Below are 19,187 nucleotides of genomic sequence, written 5' to 3'. Positions count from 1 at the left end.
CACAGATCATCAGGAACCAGCCGCTGCGACAAATCGGCACCCACGAAGAGACATCATGCCGCACCGGCGTCACACCACGTGAGACATCCTCTTAGCCCATGACCTCCCCCTCGCTCGCCCGTCCGCACGCCGATGTCGAGAACGCCCGCGGCACCGACTCAACCGCTCGGGACGCGGGGCTCCTCCTGCTGCGCGTCGCCCTGGGGTTGACCATGGCTGCCCATGGAGCGCAGAAGCTCTTCGGATGGTTCGGCGGCGGAGGTGTCGACGGTACGGGGCAGTTCTTCAGCGTGAGCGGCTATCCGGCGGGTGAGGCCATGGCCGTGGTGGCCGGCATGTCCGAGGTTCTGGGGGGACTTGCGCTGACCCTCGGGCTGCTCACTCCGCTCGCTGGCGCCGCCCTCCTCGGTACCCTCATCAACGCGCTCGCGGTCAAGTGGGGCGGTGGCTTCTTCGCTCCGCAGGGCGTCGAGTACGAGCTCGTGCTCCTCGTAGGTGCTGCCGCGCTCACGCTGGCGGGTCCTGGGAGGTACGCGGTCGACCGGTTCCTTCCCCTCCCGCGCGCGCACCGCTCGATTCATGGCGCGCTCGCCCTGGCTCTTGGGGTGCTCGCCGCAGTGGTGGTCCTGCTGGTGCGTGGCTAGGGCTGCCCCATCGTGCCCGGTGGTGCGCGCGGCGCCGCTCAGAGGTGGCAACGCCAGGAGTCGGCGCGGTAGAAGTCGTCGAAGCGGTCGAAGGCGTGGTAGCCGCCCGAGGCCCAGTCGCACACCGCGGGCATCTGGATGGGTTGGAGCGACCCGCCCTCTTCGGGGGCGGCGCACCACCAGTCGTAGACGGTCCGGCCCGTCTGGCGGGCGCCCGGGCGGTCCTGGGCGTTGGTGCAGTAGGCGTCGAGGTCGGGCGAGAAGTAGTCGGTTGAGGCCACGCGCCAGCAGGAGACGGAGGTCGGGTCATGGAAATCCTCGATCCGGTCTACCGACAGTCCGGTGTACTGGGACCGGCAGGCGGCGGTGAACGACAGGGGGTGCCGACCGCCGCTGTCGTCGACGCAGCTCCAGTCGTACGCGGTGGCGCCGTGCAGGACGGCGCTCTGGTCTCCCTGGGACCGGCAGTACTCGAGGAGGTCGAGCCCGCCGAGCCGGAAGTGCGGCGGGATGGATGCTGTGGCGCCCGATGCGCCCCCGAGCGTGAGTAAGGCGGCTGTGGCCAGCGCGGTCAGGGCGCGCAGGGCGTGATGGAGTCCCTTTGTCATGCCCTGGACGCTAACAGTCACTGCAAGAGCTTGCAGTAAGTTTCAGCAAAGTCTCTCAGGGCTAGTACGCGCCACCGTGGGGTGCGTACATGTCCAAGAGCCGCACCCGGGTGCTGTGGAGGCGGTGGGCTAGAGCCTGCCCCACCCAGTGGCCGACCGAGGAACCGAACCGTGGATCGGCATCCATCTGTAGCCGCACAGTGGGTCCGTCGAACTCGTACGTCCGCACCGGGGTCATTGCCTCTGCGCCCAACTGCCAGACGTAGGGCGGAAAGAGCCAGGACCAACCGACCAGTTCCCCCGGCCCCAGGCTCTCGATCACCACGGGCCGTCGCCCCGGCCCCTGGATGTCCAGTGTGACCGTGCCCGAGCGGACGATCCAGAAGAACTTGGCCGGACTTCCCTCGTCGAAGAGGCGCGCCCCCTCGCTGAAGTTCACCTCGCGCGCCAGCGCCATCAGCCGGGCTCGGTGTTCGGCGGAAAGGACAGCGGCCATACGAGTGGGAGAAGGTGTGCTCATGACGGCCTCCGGGTTGAGAGCCCCTTCCCCAGTGTCGCCGAGGGTGCCCGGTGGCGGAATATGAGCGACCGGGCCACCTTGGGGACACGGCACAAGGGCGCCCCCACCCACTTCCCACCGAGGCGCCGTCCCGTCGGGCACACGCCCACGGCGTGGGCGTGCCAGAAGAGGCAAGGGGCGGCACTGCGGAGGTGACGGCTGCTGGGCCCCGGCTCTCGAACTGCATGGACCCGACCCCGAGCGGAGGGTAGTCATGACCGATGTCGAGGTGTACGAACTCGTCTTCGCCGACACTGGCGACCCGGACGTAGAACCGGCCACCGAGGACGTCGTACGAGTACGGCAGACCGACCGCCGGGGACCGGGAGGTCACCCCGTCTACAGCGACGACACCGGCATCGTCCGGGCCGAGATCAGCGACCGCGGCGAGGTGCGGATGCTGGCCAGTGGCGGCCACCAGGAGCCCCGCACGGCGATCCGGGCACGGAAAATCGATTGAAGCCCCCCCGTGCCGACGGCTAGAACACCGAGATGATCAAAGGAGAGAAGGTGGCCCTGCGGGCCCGGCGGGCCCAGGACGTTCCCGTGTTGCACGGTGAGCTCTACGAGGACGTCGAGCTGCACTCCCGGGCGAGCTCCCGACCGTGGCAGCCAATCGACCACGCCAGCGGTTCGTCCCCCTACGCGCCGGCGCCCGCGACGGATGCCGCCGCCTGTTTCTCGGTCGTCGAACTGGCCACGGGCGAACTGGCCGGCGAGGCGATCGTGTGGGGGATCGACCACCACAACCGCATTGCCCACCTGGGGCTGTCGCTGCGCCCGACCTTCCGGGGCCGCGGGCTGGGGCGCGAGGTCGTGGAACTGCTCTGCCGCTACGGATTCACCGTACGGGGCCTGAACCGGCTACAGGTGGAAACCCTCGCCGACAACACGGCCATGATCACCGCTGCCGCCCGGTGTGGTTTCGTGCTTGAGGGGACCGTGCGTGAGGGCGCCTGGGTGTACGGCGCCTACGTGGACGAGGTGGTCCTCGGGCTCCTCGCCCGGGACTGGACGCCTACGCTGGAACCATGACTCTTGAGGAGATCAGCCGAGGCAAGTACGTCAGTCTGACGACGTACAAGAAGGACGGGAGCGCCGTCGCGACGCCCGTGTGGGGCGTGTACGACGGGGGTGAACTCCTCGTGTGGACCCGCAGTGACTCCTGGAGGTCAAGCGCATCGCCAACGACGCACGGGTCGCAGTCCGGCCCTGCGACATGCGCGGTGGAGTCGAGCCGGGCGCACCCGTCTGGGAAGGTGCGGCGCGTCTGCTGGACGAGGCCGGGACGCGTCGGGTGCGCAAGCTGATGGCACGCAAGTACACGTGGCAGTTCTGGGTGGTCGACTGGCCCGCCACCCTGGTGCGCCTCGGCAAGCGACCACATACCGGCATCGCGATCGGTTGAGGTCCGCGATGGGGAGGCGGATCGACCCGGACGGTGCCAGGCGGCCGAGCCTGGTGGTCACCGGTGTGCTGGCGGTGTTTGCAGGTGGTCCCTGAGGGCGGCCAAGGTGGCACGCATGGTGCGTTCGTTGTGTTCGGCCCGCGATCCGGTGCGCAGGACCGCCTCGGTGGTCATGGCCGCGAGCGCACCGAACGGGCCGACGCGCAGGTCGTGCCACGTCTGTTCCACCAGCGTTCCCCGGTCGTTGGGGGTGAGGGTGAACCCCCAGCGGGCGATCGGTAGCCCGAGTCGGACCTCCCAGAAGAGGGTGTGACCGGGGGCCGCGCGGGTGATGGTGCACCGAGTGGACCAACGTATGGGCCCCTTGCGGTTGGTGCCGCTGAAACGTGCCCCCGGTACCGGTCCGGTGTTCCCGTCCAGCCACCTCCCTCCCGTGCACTCCGGGCTCCACTCGCCCATCCGGGTAAGGTCCGCGACGGTCTCCCAGACCCGGCCGGGTGACACTCCGTGGATCTCTTCCCGCACGGTCACCGTGCGGCGGCGTTCCGCGCTCCTCATGCGTGCCGCCGGTAGCGGCAGGAGCGTACGGGCTGGAAGAGGCGCGGTAGCGGGCGCCCCATGCGGCACCGTGCGCTGGAACTTGGACAGCACCTCACGGATGATCACCTTTTCTTTTCCCGTGGCCGGACGGGCGCCCACACTAGCGCCGCCCTGGCTCCGGCGAGTAGCGGTGTGGCAGGGGAAGCCCGGGTGTTGGTGGGCACGAGCCGACTCCGCATCGGCCTTGTTCACAGGTCGGCGGTGCTGGCGCGATGTCCGTCCAGCCATCACGATGAGCGATCAGTGGGTGCGGTCCTCCGAGCGCTCGGAGGGCCTGTGGCACTTCCTGGCGCCCCTGGTCGGCGTCTGCCGACTCGCCCGAAAGCCGTCACTCAGCGTGCGAGGCCGCCTGGTTGACTGGATTCTTCGGCGGCGGCTCTCCGGTCCCCGGCAGGTGATGCGGAGCAACTCTTCGCTGTCAAAGGTAATTTCGACACGCGCAGGAGTTCACTGCAGGGGCATGTGAAATTTCCTACCGACCAGTAGACATGGCGTCGACCGGCAATCACCCTTGGGCGCGTACATGACAATAATGTGATCGACCGGGTGAGCCTTGAGGGCCCATCGAGACACGGGAGTGAACCCATGCCACGCCACAAGTCGGCCATGCGCGCAGCCTTGACCGCTGCTTCCACCACCATCCTGCTCGCCATCGGGCCGACCACCGCATCGGCCGTGACCCCCGTCCTGACACCCACCAAGGCGCAGGCGGCGGCGTCGACAGCCAGCTTCGGCGGTGGGATCGCCCAACTGCGCGGTGTCGACTACCAGGCGTGGAAGCGTGATGTCGCGGCGGTGAGCGAGGTTGCCCGTCCGTACCTGAAGGAGCGGATCGATCAGGGGAACGGGCGGAGGCTGGCCGTCGTCCTGGACATCGACAACACCTCGCTGGAGACCGACTTCCACTTCTTTCTGCACTACCCGACCCCAGCGGTCGACCAGGTGCGCGAACTGGCCCGTTACGCCAGCTCCCGCGGGGTGGCCGTCTTCTTCGTGACCGCTCGCCCAGGAATCATCGCCTCGCTCACCGAGCACAACCTCAAAGCCGTCGGCTACCCGGTCTCTGGACTCTACGTGCGCGATCTGCCGGACCTGTTCGATGAGGTGAGCACCTACAAGACCGCCAAACGTGCCCACATCGAGTCCCGGGGCTACACGATCATCGCCAACATCGGCAACAGCCCCACCGACATGGTGGGCGGGCACGCCGAGCGGACCTTCAAGCTGCCCGACTACGGTGGCAAGCTGTCCTGACCCGAGCGTCGGGCCGGCGGTGACGGCCCGTCATCGCTCGGTCTCGACACGCGGCCGTCCTCGCCCGGGGTCGGAATTCGAGGACGACCGCGCGGTGCCGACCGCGCGGTGCCGAGCGGGTGGTGTCGGGCGGGTGGTGTCGGGCGCCTTGTCCCGTCACCAAAGTCACGACGGCGCCGAGCCCGGCTTCCCGCCGGCCGGGTCGCCGCGTAGCTCGTCGGCCAGCAGGTCCATCAGTAGACCGTCGTGCCAACTGCCGTCCGACCCGCGTTCGTAGCGGCGCATCACACCGACCGGCCGGAAGCCGACTTTGGTGTAGCACCGGATGGCGGGCTCGTTGTCGGCGGCCGGGTCGATGACCAGTCGGTGGTGGCCATGGACGTCGACCAGGTACCGGGAGAGTAGGGTCACCGCCTCCGTGCCCAGGCCCCGGCCGTGCACCGCCGGATCCAGGAAGATGTCCATTCCGGCGTGCCGGTAGTCGGGTTCCTCCTCCGCGTACCACTGGATGGCTCCCACCACCCGGTCCTTGTACTCGATGGCCAGCGTGTGCGTCTGGGGGTCGTCCAGGTCAGCGGTGACCTCCGCGACCAGATCCGCCCCACCGCGCCAGCGCGCCCGCACCTGCGGGGTGGCGCGGATCGTGGCGAGTGCATCGACGTCGGCCAGAATGGCGGTACGCAAGGTGACGTGGCTTCCGCTCAGCACGGGCATGGGGCGACGCTACCGGCTGTGGGCCGAGCCCATGACACGGGTGAAGTCCGCCGGGCCGGCGTCGAACCCCCGCACCGCCTGCCGGAACGTCCAAGCGCCGTGTTCGTTCCGTGTGAACTCGGCGACCGTGGCGGAGGAACTCGACTCGACGAAGGAGAAGTCGTGCTCGGCGAGTTCGGTGTACCCCTCGCTGATCCGGATGTGTGCGTGCGGGATGTCCCGAAAGGACTTCGGTCGCTCCTCGGCCCCGGTGGGCTGGATGGCGACCCCGACCACCACCCGGGTGTAGCGGTCGGCGAGCCGGGTCAGCTCCAGGGTCATGACCTCGTCGAAGCCGAGTCCCTGCCCCGTGCGACTGTCCCGGTTGAGGGTGATGGTGCCGTCGGGGGAGCGGCTACCGAAGTGCACGAGGTAGCTCGCCTGCCCGTTAGGGTCCGCCTCGCTGTACACGCCCGCGATGATGTCGAGGTCGTTGGCGGGCGTCCCGGTGGGGCTGGGGTCCCACTTCAAAGCGATCTCGATCTTTGACAGTCCCTTACGGAAACCACTCACCGAATCTCTCCCCCCACTGTCAACCGTCACGTACTACCGATACGCCGTGTTGGCCATGGTGTCATGACCGTGGCGGTCCCATGGGTGCGGTTTCGGCCGTGGTGGTCGGGGCCGGCGCGGCGGCGCTGGCCGCCGCGGGCTGGGGGAGGGCGAAGAACCCGAGGAAGAACTGTGCCAGGGGGCCGATCGCCACTGCGTACAGGACCGTTCCCACTCCCACCGTGCCGCCCAGGGCGAACCCGGCGGCCAGCACGGTGACTTCGATTCCGGTGCGGACCAGGCGCAGGGACCGGCCAGTGCGACGATGCAAACCGGTCATCAGTCCGTCCCGCGGACCGGGGCCGAAGCAGGCTGCGATGTAGAGGCCGCAGGAGGCGCCGTTGAGGAGGATGCCGACGGCCAACATGCAACCCTGGGCGGGCAAGCCGTGTGGGGGCGGTACGAGCGCCAAGGTGGCGTCGACGCAGAGGCCGATGACGAACACGTTCGACACGGTGCCCAGGCCGGGCCGTTGCCGCAGGGGGATCCACAACAGCAGCACGAGCGCGCCGACGGCGATCGAGACCATGCCGATGCTGAGACCGAGGCGTTCGGCGAGGCCCTGGTGGAACACGTCCCATGGATCCAGCCCCAGGCCGGCCCGGACCATCAGGGCGGAGCTCGCCCCGTACAGCACGAGCCCCGCGTAGAGCTGGACGAGCCTACGCGGGAGTTGGGGTGAACGGGGGGACGGAGGTCGGGGCATGCTGCCACTCCTTGGAGGCCAGTGGGTTGACGAGCTCACCATCTGGCATCCAAAGTGAACCGGGACAGGGCCAATATGATTGAAGTGGCCTGGTTTCTTGGGTCAGAGATTGAACTCAGGCGTGCGGGCCGCCAAGCCCCCGTCCACCGGCAACTCCACGCCGGTGATGAACGAGGCTTCCTCGCCGGCGAGGAAGGCGACTGCACGCGCCACCTCCTCTGGTCGGCCGGGTCGTCGCAGCGGGTACGGCCGCACGCGGTTGGCGAGGTCGGCCGGGTCGTCGGCCAGGTGGGCATTGCGTTCCACCAGCACCAGACCGGGGGAGATGGCGTTGACCCGGATGCCGTGTGGGCCCCACTCCAATGCCGCCGTTCGGGTGAAGGACACCAGGGCGGCCTTGGCAGCGGCGTAGGCGCCGTAGGACTCGGCGGCGAGGCGGGCGTGCACGGAAGCGATGTTCACGATCGACCCGGGTCGATCGAGCTCCATGAGTCGCGCGGCGAAGGCGCGCGAGAGGCGGACGGCCGCGTGCAGGCTGACCTCGAACGTGTGGGACCACCCGGGGTCGGTGGAGTCGAGGAGTGCGGCTCGTTCCTCGGCATGGGCGCAGTTGACCAGGGTGTGCGGGTCGTCGAGTCCCTCCAGGACGTGCTCGGCGGCCCCCAGCTCGGAGATGTCGACCACCATCGGTCGGATCCGTCCGGAGGCGCTCGCCTTGACGGAGTTGAGGATGTCGACCGCGATCACCCGTTGTCCGCGGGCGGCGAGTTCGGCGACGACGGCCCGTCCTATGCCTCGGGCGGCTCCGGTGACGACTGCTGTTCCGCTCTTGTGCGTGTTGGTGCGGTGCATCGCTTCGGTCACTCCTTCGTCGAGTCCGTCGTCCGGCGGGTCCCGTCCGGACCCCAGGCCTACCACGGTCGCCGCCGGCCCCAAGGCGGTTGTCGGATGCTCAGCGGGAAAGGCGTGGTGTTCGACCGGGGGCGTCTACCGTGCTGGTGCCCGTCCGGCGCACCCGTTCACACCAGTGATCACAAGGAGTGAAGCCGTGGTGGGCTGTTCGGGGCGCGTGCGGCCGGTCGGTCCGTTCCCGTCAGGGCCCGCTACCCGTCGCGTCGTACCGTCTGGCGAAGTCGGTGGAGGCGGGGGTAGCGCTCGCGTTGGAGGCGGGAATGCCGGTCCAGCTCTTCCATGAGTCGCACTGAGCGCTTGTCCACGCCGAGCTCGTCCAGCACGCGGTCCATTTCCGTGAGCAGTGCTCCGTACAGCTGCCATTGCTTCTGATCGACGCGGATCTGGTCGAGCAACAGGAAGGCCAGGCGGTCACGACTGCTGCGGGCGGTGTCCAGTTCGGTGGCGAGTTGCTGCTCCGCCTCCTCGGCGGTGGCACTGACCTGGGCGGTGATCAGCCGAGCGAAGCTCTCCAGGGCGATGGCGAGGTGCTCGAAGAGATCCCGTAGGGCCGCTGTGATGTCCGGTGGGAACAACTTCTGTGGTGCGCGGGCCTTCGCGAGATCCGTGATGGTCCGGCAGGAGACCCTCAGGACGACGGCGCAGATCTCCAGGGTGTCCAGTCCGGTGCGCAACACCAGGCGGGACAAGAGCGCCTCCTTCACCCGCGGGTTGAGCCGCAGGCTGTCCTCGGCTTGTCGTAGCGAGGCGTCCACCAGGGCGATGTCGTTGTCCAGCCTGCGTGCCTCGTGCAGGTGGGCGGCGGCACGTTCCATGGTCGGTCGCCCCGCGAGTTCCTCGCCGACGTGGAGCAGCAGCGCGCCCATGCGCCCCGCCAGGTCGGTGATCGCGGTCTTCGCCGGCTGCACCCACACCGGCGGTACGAACAGGACGTTGAACATCAACCCCACCACGGCGCCGATCAGCGTCTCCAGGACCCTGTCCCACGCGGTGTCCGTCACCCGGGTCACGCCGAGCACGAGCATGGCGCTGATGGCCACCTCCGGTACGAACTCGTGCACCTTGACCAGACGGCCGATGACCAGTGAGGCCAGGATGACCAGGCCAAGGCTCCACCAGGTCAGTCCGACTAGGGAGCTGAAGGCGATCGCGATGAGCACTCCGGCCACCACGGAGTTCACTCGGCGGACGCTCGTGGTGAGGGTGGTGTAGAGGGTGACCTGTACGACGAGCAGGGCCGTGAGGGGGGCGGTGAGCGGCGCCGGCTCACTGCTGAGTTGGAGGGCGACGACGTAGGAGATGACAGCGGCGCCTGTGGAGCGGATCGCCTGTGCGACGGCCGGGTCCCGGTGGTGGCGCAGCAGGCGAACGAGTTGACGTCTGATCACTTCCGTCATACTTCCGCGCTTCCCGAGTCGTTCGCGTGATCAACATGGGTCGGCGCGTCCGGCCGAAGGTTGCTGCCGGGGCGGCCACATTCCGGGCCGCTCCGCGTGTGTTCCGGCTCCCACCGAGGAGGTGGGCGGGGCTGTGGGTGTGCAGAGGGTCAGGGCCGGATGTCCGGAGGGGCGTGATGCGCGTAGATTCGGCCGCAGGGCGTTGTGCTTTCGCCATTTAATTGACGTGTAACCGTCACCTCCGGGCCGGGCGCGGATGAGACGGTCCTGCCCGTCACCTGATATCCCGCCAATTCTGTGGCTGGGAGCGGTGCGTGCGAAGAGGTTCCCCCACGTGATGACTTCTCTCCGACTGGCGCGCTGGTCGGCAGGTGCCGCGGCGGCGGCCCTGCTGCTCCTGCCCGCGCCCGCCTCCGGCGCCCAGCCGGCCGCCGACTCCATATCCGTCTCGTCCGCGTCCGACGCGGACGTGGAAGCCTACTATGCGACCGCGGAGGGCAAGAGCGGTACCGCGCTCAAGAGCGCCCTTCACGACATCATCAAGAACCAGTCGAAGATCTCCTACAGCCAAGTGTGGGACGCCCTGCGGAACACCGACGAGGACCCGAACAACAGCGCCAACGTGGTGCTCCTCTACACGGGACGCTCACAGTCCAAGTGGACCAACGGTGGCGGCGTCAACGACTGGAACCGGGAGCACGTCTGGGCCAAGAGCCACGGTGACTTCGGCACCAGCACCGGACCGGGTACCGACCTGCATCACCTGCGGCCCACGGACGTCTCGGTCAACGGCGCTCGCGGCAACAAGGACTTCGACCTCGGCGGTAGCTCGATCGGCGAGGCTCCCGGGAACTACACGGACGCCGACTCCTTCGAGCCCCGCAACGCCGTCAAGGGTGACGTCGCCCGAATGCTGCTCTACATGGCGGTGCGGTACGAAGGCGGTGACGGTTTCGCCGATCTGGAGATGAACAACCAGGTCAACAATGGTTCGGCGGCCTTCCACGGCAAGATCAGCGTGCTGAAGCAGTGGCATCTGCAGGACCCGCCGGACGATTTCGAGCAGCGCCGCAACCAGGTCATCTTCGATGTGTACCAGCACAACCGGAACCCGTTCATCGACCACCCCGAGTGGGTCAGCGAGATCTGGTAGCACACCCCGGTGCCGTGACCGCCCGCAGCGCCAGCGGGCGGTCACGGCAGCCGGGCCCCGACTCGCCTGCACTGCGCAACCACGGGCGTGCCGAGGTGAGTTGTGCCTTCGGCAGGCCCTAGGCTTGAGGCATGTCCGTCCCAGAAATGATCCGCATCGTCTCCCGTGACTCGCCCATGGCGCTGGCTCAAGTGGCACGCGTCCAGGCCGAGCTCGCGGGCCTACACCCCCACCTGCGCACCGAGGTGATTCCGGTAAAGACCACCGGGGACACCTGGATGGGTGACCTCGCCCAGGTCGAGGGCAAGGGGGCCTTCACCAAGGAGGTCGATGCGGCCCTGCTCGCCGGTCACGCCGACGTGGCCGTCCACTGCGTGAAGGACGTCCCGGCAGACCGCCCGCTCCCGGCCGGGACCGTCTTCGCCGCCTTCCTCAGGCGCGATGACATCCGGGACGCGCTCGTCCATCCCGACGGGCTCACCTTGGACCAACTGCCCGCCGGGACCAGGATCGGCACCTCCTCGGTGCGACGGGTGGCCCAACTCGCGGCCTCCCACCCTCACCTGCGCTGTGTGCCGATGCGGGGCAACGCCAACCGTCGACTCGAAAAGCTCGCCTCGGGCGAAGCCGACGCCCTGCTCCTGGCCGCCGCCGGCCTGGAGCGCATCGGTCGCGCGGACGTGATGAGTGAGATCCTCAGCACCGAAGCGATGGTGCCGCCGATCGGCGCCGGAATCCTGGCCCTGCAGTGCCGAGCCGATGACACCGAACTGATCGACACCATCAGTGCGCTGGGCGACCCCGACACCTACCGGGAAGCCACGGCGGAGCGCATGTTCCTCCACGTACTCCAGGGTCATTGCAACAGCCCGATCGCCGGGTTCGCCAAGGCGGAACGCGGAGGTGACCTCTCGCTGCGCGCACGCGTCTTCACTCCCGACGGCAAGACCGTGCTCAACGCCCACGAGTGGGCCGGCCCGTTGGACCCCGCCACCTTGGGGACCTCGGTGGCCGTCGCGCTGCTCAGGCAAGGCGCCCGCGACCTGATCGACTCGATCGCGCACTGACGGGAGCGCAGTCACGCCATTCGTGTGCCCCCCTGCGCCTGGCTGTGCGCCGTACGCTGACGTGATGATTCCGAAGGGCCCGCGGATCGCCGCGGGCCCTTCGAAGTCCGGGGTTACCATAAGGCGTTCAAGTACCAACGGGGGAGGCAAGGGTGGCACCGCGTTCGGCTCGGGCCGAGGTGTCGCGGCTGGCGGACCTGCTCGAAGGGGCGGGCACCGGGCAGAGCGGCGCCCTGTGGCGCCTGCGCACCCACCAGCGCCAGTTGGATTCCAACATCGTGCGGCTACCGGCTGGGGCCGAAGTCGCCGAACACGTCGAGACCCACCTCGATGTGGTGATGTTCGCCATCCGGGGATCAGCGCGGATCACGCTCGACGGCAGGGGGCAGGACTTGGAGCCCGGCTCCGTGATCTGGCTGCCGCACGGGGTGCCCCGCGCCCTGTCGGCAGGTGCCGAAGGGCTGGTCTTCCTGACCGTTCACCGCCGCCGCCGCGGTATGACCATCGGCGGACGCTCTTCTTCCGCACAACCGCCGAACTGCACGCTGCACCGCGTGTGTCCCCGATGTCACCGGCACGCCATCGAGTTCGATGCCGCGTTCTGCAGCCGGTGCGGTACCGGACTGCCGACATCCTGAACGGCTCCCCCTCCGGTTGCGCTCACGGGCCGGCGGAACGGGCGCGGCTGGTCGGGAAGAACCGGTCCGGCTCGGGAAGCGGACACGGCTTCAGGCTTGGAGAGCTACCGGTCCCTCAAGGACCTTGCGCTGCTGGAGGCGCGTCAGTTTGTACACGAAGGAGATCGCGAGGACTGCTGCGATGATACTCAGGGCGTCGGTGAAGAGGTTCGGGGGGAGGGCGTCGCGGAACTCACGCAGCGTGTCGGCGTTGTCGTACATCCGAGCACTGATCCGGCTGGCGACCCAGTAGAGGGCGAAGAGGGTCCACCAGGCGGTCACCGGCACCGTCGAGACCTCGCGGCGGGAGCCGTCCGGCGCCAGTTGCGTGCTTGCGCTCCATGTCTCGCGGGCGATTCGGTACGGGATCCAGAGGTTCGCCAGAGGAACGAACCAGCCGCCTACGGCCCAGCCGCGGCCCTTGTCGAAGCCGTTCGGGTAGAACACCTCCGCGTTGCTGCGTACCCGGTGGAACCAGGCGATGAAGACGATCGCGAGCGCGACCGTCACGGCGGTCTGGAGGTGACCGCTGGCGGCGATCAGGTTCTGTGCCTGATCTGCGGAGTCGAGGGCGGTGGGGCTTGGGTCTGCGTTGAGGACGGCGTCCAGTTTGGAGTAGCCGACGAGGCAGGCGAAGACGTCGAAGAGGTCTGCCAGGATGCTCAGGCCGAACAGTGCCGCGAGTGCTTTGGCGAGCCCCATCGGTGAGCGGAGGATCGCGGTGGTGGCCGGCTTGCCGGTGGGCTGCGGAGCCAGAGGTGCGGTGGACGGCGGGCCGACGGAAGATGTGGACATGACGAATCCCCCCAGGGACGCAAAGGTGAAAGGGCCGCGGACGGGCGGACCGCACTGGAACCTACGTCATGAACACGAAGCACGTCTACGCGGATTCGCGCAGGTGGGAGGGGAAGCGGCGGCGCTGGTGACCTACAGCAGGGTCAGCGGCACGAGCAGGGCGTACGCCGACCCCGCCTCCACGGCCTGGCCGTACTCCGACGGATGGCGCACAGGAGCGGTCAGGAGGACGACCCGCTGTTGGGTGCGGGCCGCGGCCACCCAGTCAGCCGGGGCGCTGAGCGTGCCCTCGTACCAACCGGTGCAGGCGCCCGGGCCGGAGACGGCCAGCATGTCGTCGACGCACCGGTAGGCGGCGCCCCATTCCTCGGAGGGCCTGGACCAGCCCTCGAAATCGGAGAACGGTACCCACCCGCCCTCGTGGACCGCCTGGCCGAACCGCCAGGCCCAGCGCCCGTCGTCGGTGGGCTCGAAGCCGTCCTGCCCGGTGGTGAAGTGCACGATCGGCAGCGGGTCCTGGCCGTCGGGGGTGCTGGCCCAGGCGTACATCATCGTCATCGCTCAATTGTGCAGGTCCACCCCGTACCGTCCGCTCACGGGGTGGAGTACCTGCGATGTCCGGTTCGCCCAGGTGGCCTGTCGGTCGGGCGCAGTACGTTCCGCTTATGTCACGAGGGTGACTGGTGGGCCATCAGATGTCTGTGCAAGATGTGCAGTTGATGATCCATCAGTGAATATCGGCGCGCTCCGCGCCGCCTGCCTCGCCCTGGGCGAACTGGGTGCGGTAGAGCTCCTCGTAGCGGCCACCGGCGTCGAGGAGCTCAAGGTGGGTGCCCCGCTCGATGATCCGGCCCTCCTCGACCACCAGGATCTGGTCTGCGGCGCGCACGGTCGACAGCCGGTGGGCGATGACCAGCGCGGTCCGGCCTTCCAGGGCTTCGGCCAGTGCTTCTTGTACCGCGGCCTCGGAGGTGGAGTCCAGATGGGCGGTGGCCTCGTCGAGAACGACGACCTTCTGTCGAGCCAGGAGGAGGCGGGCGATGGTCAGGCGCTGGCGTTCACCACCGGAGAGCCGGTAGCCGCGTTCACCGACCACTGTGTCGAGACCGTCCGGCAGGGCTGCCACCAACCCGTCCAGTCGGGCCCGGCGAAGGCACTCCCAAAGCTCCGCCTCGGTCGCCCCGGGCCTGGCCAACAGGAGGTTCTCCCGGACGGAGTCGTGGAAGAGGTGTCCGTCCTGGGTGACCATGCCCAGGGTCTCGCGGATCGACGCGGCGCTCAGGTCACGTACGTCGACGCCACCGAGGCGCACCGCGCCGCGGTCGGCGTCGTACAACCGGGCCGACAACTGGGCGATCGTCGACTTCCCGGCGCCCGAGGAACCGACCAACGCGATCATCTGACCGGGCTCGGCCCGGAAGGAGACCTCGTGCAGGACCTGTGTACCGCCGCGGGCGTCGAGTACCGCGACATCCTCCAAGGAGGCGAGCGAGACCTTGTCGGGGGAGGGGTAGCCGAAGCAGACCCCGTCGAACTCGAAGGAAACCGGTCCCTCGGGCACCCTCTGTGCCTGAGGCTTCTCGGCGATCAGCGGTTCAAGGTCGAGGATCTCGAAGACCCGCTCGAAGCTGACCAGCGCGCTCATGACTTCCACCCGGGCGCCGGCCAGGGCGGTGAGCGGAGCGTAGAGCCGGGTCAGGAGAAGGGCGAGAGCCACCACCGCGCCCGCGTCGAGGCTGCCGCGCAGGGCGTAGAAGCCGCCGAGCCCGTAGACCAGGGCCAGGGCCAGGGCGGAGACGAGGGTGAGCGCGGTGACGAAGGCCGACTGGGCCATGGCCGTCCGGATCCCGATGTCACGCACCCGCGCGGCTCGGGCGGCGAAAGCGTCGGATTCCTCGGCCGGGCGTCCGAAGAGTTTGACCAATGTGGCTCCCGGCGCCGAGAACCGCTCCGTCATCTGGGTGGCCATTGCCGCGTTGTGCGCCGCCGCCTCCCGTTGGAGCCGCGCCATCCGCGTGCCCATCCGCCGAGCGGGGACGACGAACACCGGCAGGAGCACCAGGGCGAGCAGGGTGATCGGCCAGGAGATGCTCAGCATCACCGCGAGGGTCAGGGCCAAGGTCACCAGATTGGAGACGACCCCGGAAAGGGTGTTGCTGAAGGCTCGTTGGGCACCGATGACGTCGTTGTTCAGTCGGCTGACCAAAGCTCCCGTGCGGGTCCGGGTGAAGAAGGCCACGGGCATGCGTTGGACATGGTCGAAGACGGCCGTGCGCAGGTCGAGGATGAGCCCTTCGCCCAGGGTGGCGGAAAGCTTGCGGGTGAGGAGCCCGAGCCCGGCCTCAGCCACTGCGATGACCGCGATCAGTAGTGCCAAACGTACGACAGTGGCGCTCTCACTCCCCTGGACGATGGCGTCCACCACCCTGCCCGCCAGGACCGGGGTGGCTACGGCCAACAGCGCGGTGACCACGCTCAAGAGCAGGAACCGCAGTACCCGGGCGCGGTGCGGGCCGGCGAAGACGGCGATCCTACGCAAGGTGGCGCGGGAGAAGGGTCTGCGGTCCTGGGCGTTCATCGCGCTGTGCAGCGACGTCCAGGCGGTGACTTCCATGTCCATGGGGTGCCTTCCGAGAGCGGCGGGTGGGCGCGGGGCGCAACCCGCACGCTACGACCTCAACCGCACTTGAGATCAACGGATTCCCTGAACCCGCACCTCGGACATCCCTGCGGCGCTACTTCTCGCCGCCAGGTGCAGCCGGGTTCCGCAGAGGCTGCAGGCCACCGCCCTCCGCATCGACACGGGGCAGGACACGATCCAGCCACCGGGGCGACCACCAGGCGGACTTGCCCAGCAGCGTCATCACCGCGGGCACCAGGAGCAGTCGGACGATGGTGGCGTCGATGAGGACACTCGCCGCCAACCCCAAGCCGAGCATCTTCACCACGATGTTGTCGCTGAGGATGAAGGCCGCGAAGACGCTGACCATGATGAGGGCCGCGCACGTGATGACCCGCGCAGTGATCTCCAGGGCGTGGGCCACGCTTCCTTCGGGGTCACCGGTGCGCAGCCAGGCCTCGTGGACCCGGGAGAGCAGGAAGATCTCGTAGTCCATGCTCAGGCCGAAGACGATGGCGAACATCATCATCGGTACGTAGCTCTCGATGGGAACCTTGCCGGAGACCCCCAGGGCGGGGCCGCCCCAGCCCCACTGGAAGACGGCGACCACGACCCCGTAGGAGGCGGCGATCGAAATCACGTTGAGCACCGCGGCCTTGACGGCGACCAACAGTCCGCGGAAGACGATCAGGATGACCAGGAAGGCGAGCGACACCACCACTGCGATGATCAACGGAAGTCTGCTGGAGACGATTTCCAGGAAGTCGACCTGAGCCGCCGTAGGGCCGGTGACGTAGGTGTGCGCCTCGGTGCCCGACACCGCCTGCGGGAGCACGTCGTTTCCAAGGTGCTCCGTCAGCTGGGTGGTGCGCCCGTCCTGGGGGGCGGCCACCGAATATGCCGTGCCGATGAGGACGTCCCCGTCAGCGGTGGGCTGCATCGGCGTGATGACTTCTGCGTTCGGCACGTCCGTGAGGGCCTTTTGCACCGAGGAGGCCAGCGCCGCGCGGTCGGCTTCCGGCACCGCGCTCTGGTCCACCACCAGGGTCAGCGGGCCGTTCGAACCGGGCCCGAAGGCCGAGGTCATCAGATCGTAGGCGCGGCGGTCCGTGAAGGAGGTGGGGTCCGCCCCGTCGCCGATGTGACCCAGTTGGATGAACAGCAGCGGGAACGCCAGGACCGCCAGCACCACCACACCGCCGGTCAGGAACCGCCAGGGCCGGCGCTCCACCCGCATGGCGTACCGGTGCCAGGTTCCGGTCACGGGTGCACCCGGAGCCACCCCGGTCTCCGCCACGGCCTTGCGTACCACGAACCGGTCGACGTTCCGGCCGACCATGCCGAGCAGGGCCGGCACCAGGGTGATCGCAGTCAGCACCGCGGTGACCACCGTGATGCCGGCCGCCAGCCCGAGCTTGCCGATGAAGGTGATGCCGGAGACCCACAGGCCGGACAGAGCGATGATCACGGTGCACCCGGAGACCAGGACCGCGTGACCGCTGGTGGTGACCGCCATGGCGGCTGCGGTCGGCGGATCGTGGCCGTCCATCAGGTTCTGGCGGTGGCGGGTGATCAGGAACAGGGCGTAGTCGATGCCGACGCCGAGACCGATCATCGTGGCCAGGGTCGGGGAGACGGTGGCGAAAACGAAGGCGGCGGCCAACAGGCTCAGCAGAGCGAGTCCACAGACCACTCCGATGAGCGCGGTGACCAGCGGCATCACCGCACCGATCACACTGCCGAAGCCGATGAGCAACACCACGATGGCCACCGCGAATCCGATGACCTCACTGGTTCGGTCGTCCGGCGCCGGGCGGGCCAGTTCGCCGAGGGTGCCGCCGTACTCCACCGTCACGCCGGCGTCCCGCAGCGGCTGGACGGCCCGGTCCACGCCCGGGATGTAGTCCTTGCCGAGGACGGACGGCTGCTTGTCGAAGCGCACGGTGATGTACGCGGTCTTGCCATCGCTGGACAGCGGCCCGGTGTTGGGGGTGCCCGCGGGGCGGGTCGGCGGTGGGGTGCCCGGTTGGGGCAGCGGATCGACCGCGCTCAGGACGTCGGGCAGTTCCTCCAGGTTGCCGATGACCTCCGTGACCTGGCTGCTCACCTGGGTGAGTGGGGAACTGGGGTCGTGGAGGACGATCTGGCTGCTGTAGCCGCCGGCCGTCGGTGCGTGCTCCCGTAGGACGTCGAGACCCTCTTGGGACTGACTGCCCGGCAGGGTGAAGTTGTCGGAGTACTCGCCGCCGTAGTTCTGGTGCAGCACCTGAAGGCCCACCAACGCTGCCAGCCAGAGGGCGATCACCACGACGAAGTGCCGCGCGCACCACCTACCGGTGCGGTAGAGCCAGCCCGGGCGGGAGGAGGCTGGTTCCTTCGCCGCGCCCGGCCGACCTGAGGCACCGTTCGATCCGTTCTGCGGGTGCGGCATCGTCATGACCGTATTGAACGTCGGCGAGCCAGCTTCGGCACTCTGACGGTGAGAACCGGGTGAAAGGTGACTTACGCGCTCAAGAGACAGGGGCTCTCGCCACGCCCGGTCGAAGTCCGCACGCACCGGTACGTCCGGCCCCGCCCGAGGACCGTCGGGTCATCCCCGGCGGGCGCCCGAGAGCAGCTACGTCCCGGCCACGTGGCCGCCTTCCGCGCAGGTGCTCGGCGGCCGTGAAAGGCACTCAGGCGCCACTGATCCGGATGAGTACCCGCACTCATGATCGGCGCATCCCAGGGCGCGAGGATGTTCTCAACCACCGCAGGGGCTCCCGGGGCCGCATCGTCTCCCCGGAGCACACCGCACACCAGGGGGACCACCCGTGCTCAGCCGCATCGCCGCCACTGTCACACCCGCCTTCGGACGCCTGACGATCACCTCGGCACCGGAATTCCGGCTCGACCGCACGAGCATCATCGTGGCGAACCACTCCTCCTTCGCTGACCCGGCCCTGGTACTCACCGCCCTGCGTCGACGGCTGGGCATCGAACCAGTCGTCCTGGCGACTGCCGGACTGTGGCGCGTTCCCTTCCTGGGCCGTGTACTAACCCGTGAAGGTCACGTGCCGGTGCACCGGGGAACTGCCCGCGCCGGGAAAGCCCTGGAAGACGCCGCCCTGGCCTTGGGTGAAGGCCGGCACGTTCTGCTGTACGGGGAGGGCCGGCTCCCTGCGCGTCGGGACGCGGCGGACACCGCCCCTGAAGCCTTTCGCAGCGGCGTGGCCAGGCTTTCCCTGGCTACGGGCGCGCCTGTGATGCCCGTCGGCCAAGCGGGCGCCCGGCGGATCACCTCCGGCAGCCCGACCAAGCAACTCGCGGGCCTGCTGAGCGCACCCGTTCGACGTCCACGGCTGCACGTCCACATCGGCGCACCGGTCACCCTCCCCGAGGGCGTGCCCGCCGCGACAGCTCGGGCGCACCAGGCGGTGACCTGGGCCTGGGAGACCGCGGCCACCGCTGTGGGCCACACCGCGGTCAGTGCCGCCTGAGCC

At 68.7% G+C, this 19,187-nt stretch carries 20 protein-coding genes and 1 pseudogene; 9 read left to right on the top strand and 12 right to left on the bottom strand.

Features of this window, described 5'->3' with window-relative positions; genetic code table 11:
* Window positions 1-98: 98 nt before the first annotated feature.
* A complete protein-coding gene (locus ACFYMC_RS23475; RefSeq protein WP_388528517.1) occupies window positions 99-644 on the top strand; it encodes a DoxX family protein in 546 nt (181 codons plus the stop codon).
* A gap of 38 nt (window positions 645-682) precedes the next feature.
* On the opposite strand, the gene ACFYMC_RS23470 is transcribed toward ACFYMC_RS23475, so the two are convergent.
* Both ACFYMC_RS23470 and ACFYMC_RS23465 read right to left on the bottom strand, forming a co-directional pair.
* Window positions 683-1,252, bottom strand: a complete 570-nt coding sequence (locus ACFYMC_RS23470) for a hypothetical protein (protein WP_388528515.1) — start codon at window positions 1,250-1,252, stop codon at window positions 683-685.
* Between the two features lie 61 nt (window positions 1,253-1,313).
* Window positions 1,314-1,772, bottom strand: a complete 459-nt coding sequence (locus ACFYMC_RS23465; RefSeq protein WP_388528513.1) for a Crp/Fnr family transcriptional regulator — start codon at window positions 1,770-1,772, stop codon at window positions 1,314-1,316.
* Window positions 1,773-2,025: 253 nt separating this feature from the next.
* On the opposite strand from ACFYMC_RS23465, the gene ACFYMC_RS23460 reads away from it, so the two are divergent.
* The 3 genes and pseudogenes from ACFYMC_RS23460 to ACFYMC_RS23450 all read left to right on the top strand — a co-directional run bounded on the left by ACFYMC_RS23460 (window position 2,026) and on the right by ACFYMC_RS23450 (window position 3,219).
* Window positions 2,026-2,271 carry a DUF6296 family protein gene (locus ACFYMC_RS23460; protein ID WP_388528511.1) on the top strand — a complete coding sequence of 82 codons (246 nt, stop codon included), beginning with the start codon at window positions 2,026-2,028 and terminating at the stop codon, window positions 2,269-2,271.
* A gap of 32 nt (window positions 2,272-2,303) precedes the next feature.
* The gene (locus ACFYMC_RS23455) at window positions 2,304-2,846 is read left to right on the top strand and encodes a GNAT family N-acetyltransferase (protein ID WP_388528510.1); all 543 of its coding nucleotides are present in this window, start codon (window positions 2,304-2,306) and stop codon (window positions 2,844-2,846) included.
* Window positions 2,843-3,219, top strand: a pseudogene (locus ACFYMC_RS23450) (PPOX class F420-dependent oxidoreductase). Before ACFYMC_RS23455 ends, ACFYMC_RS23450 begins: the two are co-directional and overlap by 4 nt.
* A 57-nt stretch (window positions 3,220-3,276) precedes the next feature.
* Here ACFYMC_RS23450 and ACFYMC_RS23445 read toward each other — a convergent pair.
* Entirely contained in the window at window positions 3,277-3,777 is a 501-nt protein-coding gene (locus ACFYMC_RS23445) for an SRPBCC family protein (protein WP_388528508.1), read from the bottom strand.
* A gap of 627 nt (window positions 3,778-4,404) precedes the next feature.
* On the opposite strand from ACFYMC_RS23445, the gene ACFYMC_RS23440 reads away from it, so the two are divergent.
* Window positions 4,405-5,073: an HAD family acid phosphatase gene (locus ACFYMC_RS23440; RefSeq protein WP_388528506.1), complete on the top strand. Its 669-nt coding sequence runs from the start codon at window positions 4,405-4,407 to the stop codon at window positions 5,071-5,073.
* 165 nt (window positions 5,074-5,238) lie between these two features.
* Here ACFYMC_RS23440 and ACFYMC_RS23435 read toward each other — a convergent pair whose 3' ends face one another.
* From ACFYMC_RS23435 to ACFYMC_RS23415, 5 genes are all read right to left on the bottom strand, one after another.
* Window positions 5,239-5,787 carry a GNAT family N-acetyltransferase gene (locus ACFYMC_RS23435; protein ID WP_388528504.1) on the bottom strand — a complete coding sequence of 183 codons (549 nt, stop codon included), beginning with the start codon at window positions 5,785-5,787 and terminating at the stop codon, window positions 5,239-5,241.
* A gap of 9 nt (window positions 5,788-5,796) precedes the next feature.
* Window positions 5,797-6,369, bottom strand: coding sequence for a TerD family protein (locus ACFYMC_RS23430; protein WP_388528502.1), 573 nt, complete (start codon window positions 6,367-6,369; stop codon window positions 5,797-5,799).
* A 31-nt stretch (window positions 6,370-6,400) separates the two neighbouring features.
* Window positions 6,401-7,084, bottom strand: coding sequence for a YitT family protein (locus ACFYMC_RS23425; RefSeq protein ID WP_388528501.1), 684 nt, complete (start codon window positions 7,082-7,084; stop codon window positions 6,401-6,403).
* Between the two features lie 102 nt (window positions 7,085-7,186).
* Complete coding sequence (locus ACFYMC_RS23420) at window positions 7,187-7,936, bottom strand: SDR family NAD(P)-dependent oxidoreductase (RefSeq protein ID WP_388528499.1); 750 nt, start codon at window positions 7,934-7,936, stop codon at window positions 7,187-7,189.
* 251 nt (window positions 7,937-8,187) lie between these two features.
* On the bottom strand, window positions 8,188-9,393 hold the full coding sequence (locus ACFYMC_RS23415; protein WP_388528497.1) for an aromatic acid exporter family protein: 1,206 nt from the start codon (window positions 9,391-9,393) through the stop codon (window positions 8,188-8,190).
* Between the two features lie 337 nt (window positions 9,394-9,730).
* Between ACFYMC_RS23415 and ACFYMC_RS23410 the strand changes: the two genes are divergently transcribed.
* From ACFYMC_RS23410 to ACFYMC_RS23400, 3 genes are all read left to right on the top strand, one after another.
* Window positions 9,731-10,546, top strand: a complete 816-nt coding sequence (locus tag ACFYMC_RS23410; RefSeq protein WP_388528496.1) for an endonuclease I family protein — start codon at window positions 9,731-9,733, stop codon at window positions 10,544-10,546.
* 131 nt (window positions 10,547-10,677) lie between these two features.
* Entirely contained in the window at window positions 10,678-11,613 is a 936-nt protein-coding gene (hemC, locus tag ACFYMC_RS23405; RefSeq protein ID WP_388528494.1) for a hydroxymethylbilane synthase, read from the top strand.
* Window positions 11,614-11,765: 152 nt separating this feature from the next.
* On the top strand, window positions 11,766-12,251 hold the full coding sequence (locus tag ACFYMC_RS23400; protein WP_388528493.1) for a hypothetical protein: 486 nt from the start codon (window positions 11,766-11,768) through the stop codon (window positions 12,249-12,251).
* A gap of 90 nt (window positions 12,252-12,341) precedes the next feature.
* Here ACFYMC_RS23400 and ACFYMC_RS23395 read toward each other — a convergent pair whose 3' ends face one another.
* From ACFYMC_RS23395 to ACFYMC_RS23380, 4 genes are all read right to left on the bottom strand, one after another.
* Window positions 12,342-13,085, bottom strand: coding sequence for a DUF4328 domain-containing protein (locus ACFYMC_RS23395; RefSeq protein ID WP_388528491.1), 744 nt, complete (start codon window positions 13,083-13,085; stop codon window positions 12,342-12,344).
* 132 nt (window positions 13,086-13,217) lie between these two features.
* The gene (locus ACFYMC_RS23390; protein ID WP_388528489.1) at window positions 13,218-13,643 is read right to left on the bottom strand and encodes a hypothetical protein; all 426 of its coding nucleotides are present in this window, start codon (window positions 13,641-13,643) and stop codon (window positions 13,218-13,220) included.
* A gap of 169 nt (window positions 13,644-13,812) precedes the next feature.
* Complete coding sequence (locus tag ACFYMC_RS23385) at window positions 13,813-15,705, bottom strand: ABC transporter ATP-binding protein (protein WP_388528488.1); 1,893 nt, start codon at window positions 15,703-15,705, stop codon at window positions 13,813-13,815.
* A gap of 115 nt (window positions 15,706-15,820) precedes the next feature.
* A complete protein-coding gene (locus tag ACFYMC_RS23380) occupies window positions 15,821-18,136 on the bottom strand; it encodes an MMPL family transporter (RefSeq protein WP_388528523.1) in 2,316 nt (771 codons plus the stop codon).
* Between the two features lie 382 nt (window positions 18,137-18,518).
* On the opposite strand from ACFYMC_RS23380, the gene ACFYMC_RS23375 reads away from it, so the two are divergent.
* On the top strand, window positions 18,519-19,184 hold the full coding sequence (locus ACFYMC_RS23375) for a lysophospholipid acyltransferase family protein (RefSeq protein ID WP_388528487.1): 666 nt from the start codon (window positions 18,519-18,521) through the stop codon (window positions 19,182-19,184).
* Window positions 19,185-19,187: the final 3 nt, after the last annotated feature.

This window comes from Streptomyces sp. NPDC006879, assembly GCF_042869595.1.
Taxonomy (GTDB): Bacteria; Actinomycetota; Actinomycetes; order Streptomycetales; family Streptomycetaceae; genus Streptomyces.
Note: the sequence above shows the minus strand (reverse complement) of the source record. Positions and strands in the feature narration are given on the sequence as shown.